Origin of the sequence: Actinomadura rugatobispora (assembly GCF_042656285.1) — a bacterium.
Taxonomy (GTDB): Bacteria; Actinomycetota; Actinomycetes; order Streptosporangiales; family Streptosporangiaceae; genus Spirillospora; species Spirillospora rugatobispora.
Genome location: NZ_JBHSON010000147.1, coordinates 23,069 through 30,571, shown reverse-complemented (window position 1 = coordinate 30,571; position 7,503 = coordinate 23,069). Strand labels below are relative to the sequence as shown.

Annotated in this window: 6 protein-coding genes; 1 reads left to right on the top strand and 5 read right to left on the bottom strand. The window is 73.7% G+C overall.

The genetic code is table 11. The annotated features are described in order from the left end of the window. The first annotated feature begins 611 nt into the window (after positions 1–611). Positions 612–1,592: a helix-turn-helix transcriptional regulator gene (locus ACFPZN_RS52755; protein ID WP_378292319.1), complete on the top strand. Its 981-nt coding sequence runs from the start codon at positions 612–614 to the stop codon at positions 1,590–1,592. 22 nt (positions 1,593–1,614) lie between these two features. On the opposite strand, the gene ACFPZN_RS52750 is transcribed toward ACFPZN_RS52755, so the two are convergent. The 5 genes from ACFPZN_RS52750 to ACFPZN_RS52730 form a co-directional block, all read right to left on the bottom strand. Then, positions 1,615–3,219 (bottom strand): Na+/H+ antiporter, encoded by a 1,605-nt coding sequence (locus ACFPZN_RS52750; RefSeq protein WP_378292317.1) that lies wholly within the window; start codon positions 3,217–3,219, stop codon positions 1,615–1,617. Positions 3,220–3,333: 114 nt separating this feature from the next. Further along, on the bottom strand, positions 3,334–4,221 hold the full coding sequence (locus ACFPZN_RS52745) for a LysR family transcriptional regulator (protein ID WP_378292315.1): 888 nt from the start codon (positions 4,219–4,221) through the stop codon (positions 3,334–3,336). A 92-nt stretch (positions 4,222–4,313) separates the two neighbouring features. Next, positions 4,314–5,897: an MFS transporter gene (locus tag ACFPZN_RS52740; protein ID WP_378292313.1), complete on the bottom strand. Its 1,584-nt coding sequence runs from the start codon at positions 5,895–5,897 to the stop codon at positions 4,314–4,316. Positions 5,898–5,916: 19 nt separating this feature from the next. Then, positions 5,917–6,177, bottom strand: coding sequence for a ubiquitin carboxyl-terminal hydrolase 14 (locus ACFPZN_RS52735; RefSeq protein ID WP_378292311.1), 261 nt, complete (start codon positions 6,175–6,177; stop codon positions 5,917–5,919). Between the two features lie 32 nt (positions 6,178–6,209). After that, positions 6,210–7,244: a GDP-mannose 4,6-dehydratase gene (locus ACFPZN_RS52730; RefSeq protein WP_378292321.1), complete on the bottom strand. Its 1,035-nt coding sequence runs from the start codon at positions 7,242–7,244 to the stop codon at positions 6,210–6,212. Positions 7,245–7,503: the final 259 nt, after the last annotated feature.

Below are 7,503 nucleotides of genomic sequence, written 5' to 3'. Positions count from 1 at the left end.
GCGGAGTGCGCCGCGCGGCCCGGTGTCAGGCCCGGCGTGCGGCCGGGCGGGCGCCGCCCGGCGGGCGGGGCGCGGTGCCCGCGTGGACGGCCGCGCCGATCACGTCGATCGCGTCGCTCGGGTCAGGATCCTCGCGGGACCCCGGCCCGTGCCGGTGGGCTCGCGCCGCGGGCGTCACGGGCGCGGGCGTGATCGGTCGTCGGGGTCATCGCGGCATTCCTTATGGGCCCAAACATGTCGGAGATTAACCCTTTTGTCCGAATGTCCCGGGGAAAAGGGCTGCTCTCCCCGGGGATATCGGACAGGGGGTGGTTGGAAGACCATAGGGCGCCCGCAGTCGCTGGACTTGCGCCAGCGCGCATAAAATTTGTCGTGGGACGCAGGGAGTCTCGGCGGTATCTGCGGATTCATCGAGCGATGACCGAAGCGAATGCTATTCGGGTTTCCAAGGGGGCAGGGCCGGATCCGGCCACGGTGCGCGTCGTTCCGCGCACGGCGAGCACGCGCATGTACTAATCTGCCGGAGCCGCCGCGAAGCAGGGTGCGGCGGCGCACGGGCGGACCCTGCGCGGGAGCGGTTGCGCGCCGGGTGGAGGTGAAGGGTGTCTTCGGTGGCCGAAGGAGCCTATGCCGTCGAGGCGTCGCCGGCGGACCCCGCCCCCGGGGCCGTCCCGCCCCCGGCCGAACGGCCGGGCCCCTGGAACGACCGGCCCGCCACCGCCCCGCACGACCGCCTCGGCCGACCCCGCCCCCGTCCCGGCGGCGGACCGCGGGTCGTCCGGACGGCCTCCCGCCGCGGCGCCGCCGCGTACCAGATCGCCGAACTGCGGCCCGAGCAGCCCGCCCGCGCGCTGCGGCTCCTCTACGGCGCCGCCGAGGAGGACCACCGGCTCCTGCTGCTCCTGGGCGGGCGGCTCGTCCTGCGCCAGGGCGGCGCGGAGATCCTCCTCGCACCCGGCGACGGCGGCCTGTTCATCCCGGCCGAGCCGCTCGAGTCCCAGCCTGAGGTGCCCGTCCGGGGCCTGCTGATGACCATCCCCGCACACGAGGCGCGCGAACGGCTCGACCGCCCCCTCACCCGCCTCGACCTGACCACCGGCGTCGGCCACGTCGTGCAGGGCATGATGAAGGACGTCCACGGCGAGCGCGGCCGCCTCACCCCCCGCCAGTTCGACGTCATCTGCGACCGCATCGTCGAGCTGCTGTGCCTGCTCGCCGACGACGGCCGGCCCGGCGTCCCCGGCCACCTGGCCGAGGTGGAGTCGATGGTGCGGCGGCACGTGCGCGCCCACGCCGCCGACCCCAAGCTCAACGGCGCCGCCGTCGCCCGGGACCTCGGCTGGTCGCTGCGCCAGGTGCAGCTGGCCCTCCAGCAGGCCGGCACCACGCCCCGCGAGCTGATCAGGGAGGAGCGGCTGCGGCTGGTCCGCGAGCGCCTGCACAGCCCCCGCCACCGGCACATGACCATCACCGAGCTGGCGCACTCCTCGGGCTTCTCCTCCGCCAGCGCCCTCAGCACCGCCTTCCGCCAGCGCTACGGCATCAGCCCCAGGGAACTGCGCCACGAGACCGCCCGCCGCACCACCCCCTGACTCCCAGGCATGGAGGGGCCTCTCAGGCGCGGCTGAGGGCGGCCTCCTCCAGGTCGAGCTCGTTCAGGACGCGGTCGAGGACCTCGTCGTCGATGCGGCGCTGGTCGCGCATCTGCACGAACACCCGGCGCTCGGCCGACAGCATCTCCCGCCGCAGCCGCCGGTAGGTCGCCGTCGGGACCTCCTCGCCCTCCGGGCCGGTGCCTCCGCCCAGCCGCTCCCACGCCTTGAGCTGCCGGTGCTCGGCCAGCTGCCGCAGCCGTTCCACCACCGTCTCGTCCACCGGGGCGGACTCCTGGGCGAGCACCTCCTCCAGGCGTTCCAGCGCCGCCTTGGCGGCGGCGTGCTGCGCGCCCGCCTCGGTGACCGTGTCCATGTACTGCTCCCGGTGCCCGGCGATGCCCAGCCGCCGGATCAGCGCCGGGAACGTCAGGCCCTGCACCAGAAGCGTCGCCAGGACCGTGGTGAAGGTCAGGAACAGGATCAGGTCGCGGCCCGGGAACGGCCGGCCGTCGTCGGTGGTGAACGGGATCGCGAACGCGGCCGCCAGCGACACCACCCCGCGCATCCCCGCCCAGGAGATGACCACCCGGCCGCGCCAGTCGACCCCCTGCTCCTTGCGCCGCACCGACGGCGAGAGCCACACCCCCAGATAGAAGGTGGGGAACACCCACAGGAACCGGACCGCGACCACCAGGACGAAGACCGCCGCGGCCCACCAGGCCAGCTCGGTCCAGTCGTACCCGGACAGCCCGTCGACCACCAGCGGGAGCTGGAGCCCGATGAGCAGGAAGACCACCGACTCCAGAATGAAGATCATGACCTTCCAGAACGAGCGCCCGATCAGCCGGGTCGCCGCCGCCGACTCGGCCGCGCGGTGCCCCAGGTAGAGCCCGCTCACCACCACCGCGATCACCCCGGAGGCGTGCAGCACCTCGGCGATCAGGTACGCGGCGAACGGCGCCACCAGCGTCACCGCGTTCTCCACCACCGGGTCGCGCAGGCGGCTGCGCAGCCAGTGCATCGGCGGCCCCAGCAGCAGCCCCACCGCGCAGCCCAGCACCGTCGTGAGCGCGAACCGCTCCAGGCCGTCCAGCATCGTGAAGCCCGCGCCCGCCGCGGCGGCCACCGCGACCCGGAAGGCGGTCAGCGCCGTGGCGTCGTTGAAGAGGCTCTCCCCGACCAGGATCGTCACCACCCGGCGCGGCAGCCCCAGCCGCCGCGCCACGCTCACCGCCGCGACCGCGTCCGGCGGCGCCACGATCGCGCCCAGCGCGAACGCGGCGGCCAGCGGCAGCCCGGGGATCATCAGGTGCGCCGCGTACCCGACGGCGACCGTGGTGAACAGCACCAGCCCGACCGACAGCACCCCGATCGTGCCGCTGTTCTGCCGCAGGTTGACGTAGGAGCTCTCCCAGGCCGCCGTGAACAGCAGCGGCGGCAGGAAGAAGAACAGCACCAGCTCGGGGTCCAGCTCGAAATGCGGCACGTCCGGGACGAACGAGACCAGCAGCCCGGCGATCACCAGGATCAGCGGGGCCGAGAGCCCGGCCCGCCGCGCGAACGCCGCCACCGCCAGGGCGGCGACCGGCACCGCGAGCAGCCACAACGCTTGGATTGCCTCCACAGGCGCATCATGGCACGCCGCGCCGTCCCCATCACACCGCGGCCGTGCCGGGGCCGGGACGGGCCCGTCTCGGAGGGGGACGGCGGGCGGGTCAGGACGGGGCGTGCGGGCGGGTCAGGAGGGGTCGCGCACCCGCGACTCGCGGGCGGCCTCCTTGGCGAAGGCCAGGAAGTCGCGGGCCACCGGCGGCAGCTGGCGGTGCGCGTGCACCAGCCCGATCAGCCGGGTGATCGGCGGCATGAACGAGCGGACCGCCAGCCCCTGGGTGTCGTCGAGCTGGTTGCGGTACCACAGCAGCGAGCCCATCCCCGCCCGCACCCAGCCCAGCCAGGCGCCGCGCTCGTCGGACTCCACCGCCGGCACCGGCCTGGCGCCCACCCGCTCCAGGATCGCGTCGATCTCCGCGCGCCGGGCGCTGCCCCGGGCCGGCAGCACCAGCCGCAGCCCGTCCAGCGCGGCCGGCGGCACCGGCTCGCGCAGCTTCAGCCCGGGCGGCGAGATCAGCACCACCTCGCGCTGCTCGAGCGGATGGGCGGCCAGATCGCCGGGCACCGGCAGATCGGTCACCGCCAGATCGGCCCGGCCCGCCCGCAGCGCCGTCGCCACCGACTCCCGCCCCTCGCAGCGGATCACCCGGACCCGCACCGCGGGCTGGTCGCGGGCGAACCGCGGGATCAGCCGCCCGGTCAGCTCCGGCTCCAGGGACGCGGTGGCGGCGATGCGCAGCTCGGCGCCCCGCCCGTTGGCGCGCGAGACCGACAGGCCCTCGATCGCCTCGACCGCGTCCAGCGCGACCCGCGCCTGCCGGACCACCTGCTCGCCGACCGCGGTGAGCACCACGCCCCGGCCGGACCGCGCGAACAGCTCCACGCCCAGCTCGCGCTCCAGTTCCCGCACGGCCCGCGACAGGGCCGGCTGTGCGACGTAGAGCGCCTGGGCCGCCGACGTCATGGTTCCGTGGTCGGCGGTCGCCACGACATACCGCAGCTGCCGCAGATTCATGCCCTGACCGTATGCCAACCGGCTCGGCTGGTCCTGGACATAGCCGGAATCGGCTGCGTTTCGAAGTCCCGGCCTCGGGTTCGGGACGCGGCCTAGGGCAGCGCCCCGGTCCGGTGCCCGGGGCCCGGCTCCTGTCCGGACGCCGGCTCGGGCTCCAGGGGCGGGGCGCCGACGGCGCAGTGCATCTTGCAGCGGGGCTCGCGCTCCTCCGGCGCGGCGCGCAGCGCGCCGTCGTCGACGGTGAAGAAGCTGAGCGCCGCGCCCGCCGCCAGCAGCGCCGCGCACACCGGCATCGCCAGCCGGAACCCGTCGGAGAAGGCGGCCGGGTCCTTGTAGGCGTCGCCGGTCAGCCCGGCCAGCGGCGGGATCGCCGCGACCGCCAGCAGCCCCGCCGCCCGCGCCACCGCGTTGTTGACGCCGCTGGCCACGCCCGCGTGCCGCTCGTCGGCGCTGGCCAGGACGGTCGCGGTCAGCGGCGCGACCACCGCCGACAGGCCCAGCCCGAACACCACCACGGCGGGCAGCACGTCGCGGACGTAGGAGGCGCCCGCCCCGATCCGGCCGACCAGCAGCATCCCGGCGGCCGCCACCACCAGCCCGACCGTCATCGGCAGCCGCGGCCCGATCCGCTGCGCCAGCGCGCCCGCCCGCGAGGACAGCAGCAGCATCAGCACCGTCACCGGCAGCAGCGCGGTGCCCGCCGCCACCGCCGAGAACCCCGACACCACCTGGAGGTTCAGCACGAACAGGAAGAACATCACGCCCATCCCGCCGTACACCACGAAGGTCACGACGTTGACGGCGGAGAACTGCCGGGAGGCGAAGACGTCCAGCGGCAGCATCGGCCGCGGCGCCCCGGCTCCTTCCTTCTTCGCGCCGCGCGGCCATACCGGCAGGCGGATCCGGCCCCGCCCCCGGCCGCGGGCGCGTTCCACCAGGACGAACCCGGCCGCCGCCCCCAGCCCGATCGCCGCCGCCGCGCCGACCAGCGCCGTCGAGACGCCGCCCTCCGGCCCCTCGGTGAGCGCGTAGGTCGTCCCGGCCAGCGCCAGCGCCGCCAGCGCCGCGCCCAGGACGTCGAACCGGCCCCGGGCCTCGGGGTCCACGGTCTCGGGGACGTGCCGCACCGCCACCAGCACCACGATCACCGCCAGCGGCAGGTTGAGCAGGAACACCCAGCGCCAGCCCGCCTCCACCAGCCAGCCGCCGGCGAACGGGCCGATCGCGGCCGCCACCCCGCCCAGCCCCGACCAGGCCCCGACCGCGCGGGGCCGGTCGTCGGGCGCGAACGACGCCTGGATGATCGCCAGCGAGCCCGGGGTGAGCAGCGCCCCGCCCACGCCCTGCAGCGCCCGCGCCGCCACCAGCGTCCCGACGTCCTGCGCCGCCCCGCACAGCAGCGAGGCCACCGCGAACCACACCACCCCGATCACGAACACCCGGCGGCGGCCGAACCGGTCCCCGAGCGAACCGCCCAGCAGGATGAACCCGGCCAGGGTGAGGGTGTAGGCGTTGACCGTCCACTGCAGCCCGGCCATGTTCGCGTTCAGGTCGCGGGCGATGGTGGGGAGCGCCACGTTCACCACGGTCGCGTCCAGCGCCGCGACGCTGGAGCCCAGGACCGTCGCCAGCAGGATCCAGCGGCCGGGCCCGGTGCCCAGCCGAATCTGCTCCATCAGTGCCCGACCCGGCCCGTCAGACGATCAGTTCGTCGACGAAGCACCACCGCCAGTCCTCGCCCTGCTCGAAGGAGCGGACGACCGGATGCTCGCTCTCGTGGAAGTGCGCGGTGGCGTGCCGCCGCGGCGAGGAGTCGCAGCACCCCACATGCCCGCACGACAGGCACAGCCGCAGGTGCACCCAGCGGCTCCCCTCCGCCAGGCACTCCTCGCACCCCCTCGGCGTCCGCGGTGACGGATCGGAGTCCGGCAGGACCTTCACATGTTCACAGGCCATGCCTGCATGGTGCCACGCGTCCGGTCAAAACCTCACCAATGGTCAGGACTGAACGGTTCGTCCTCGGGCCTGGCCGACTCCGACAGCAGCCGCACGTCCGACTCCACCATCATGGTCACCAGTTCCTCGAAGCCGACCGCGGGCTCCCAGCGCAGCTGCTCGCGGGCCTTCTTGGGGTCGGCGCACAGCAGATCGACCTCGGCGGGACGGGTGTACTTGGCGTCCAGCACGACATGGTCCTGCCAGTCCAGCCCCACCGTGCTGAAGGCGAACTCGACCAGGTCGCGCACCGACTGCGTCTTCCCCGTCCCGATCACGTAGTCCTCGGGGGAGTCCTGCGCCAGCATCAGCCGCATCGCGCGGGCGTAGTCGCCGGCGAAGCCCCAGTCGCGCCGGGCGTCCATGTTGCCCAGCCGGAGCTCCGCCGCCAGGCCGAGCTTGATCCGGGCCGCGCCCAGCGTCACCTTCCGCGTGACGAACTCGGCCCCGCGCCGCGGCGACTCGTGGTTGAACAGGATCCCGCTGACCGCGAACATCCCGTACGACTCGCGGTAGTTCTGCGTGATGTAGTGCCCGTAGGTCTTGGCCACGCCGTAGGGGCTGCGCGGATGGAAGGGCGTCTTCTCGTTCTGCGGCGTCTCCCGCACCATGCCGAACATCTCCGACGAGGACGCCTGGTAGAAGCGGATCTGCTCGCGGTCGGGCGTCCGGGACGGGCTGATGCCCGACACCACCCGGATCGCCTCCAGCATCCGCAGCACGCCCATGCCGGTGACCTCGGCCGTCAGCTCGGCCTGCTGCCAGGACATGGGAACGTAGGAGATGGCGCCCAGGTTGTACACCTCGTCGGGCTGGACCAGCTCCACCGCCGAGATCAGGCTGCCCTGGTCGAGCAGGTCCCCGGTGGTGATCTGGACGTCGCCGATGTGCTTGCGCAGCCGCGCCACGTGCGGGTTCGCCTGCCCCCGCACCAGGCCCCAGACCTCATACCCTTCGGAGAGCAGATGCTCGGCCAGGTAGGAGCCGTCCTGCCCGGTGATGCCGGTGATGAGTGCTCGCCTGGACAGCGGATCCTCCATGGCTGATTGGCTGATAAATCAGACGATGGCCTCGCCCCGGGGCCGCGGCTCCGCGGTGAGTGTGAAATCCGAGGTTAGCGATCGCTCGTACGAACTGACGAGGGAGGGCACCGTTTGAACCGAATTTGTTTCGGGTTCACGATAGTCCGTTACGTCCGGGTCCGCGGGGAACGTGGCGGTGCCCATGGTGGCGGGCGTGCAGGCGGACCCGGTGGCGAACGTGGCGCGGACCATGGCGTGGACCATG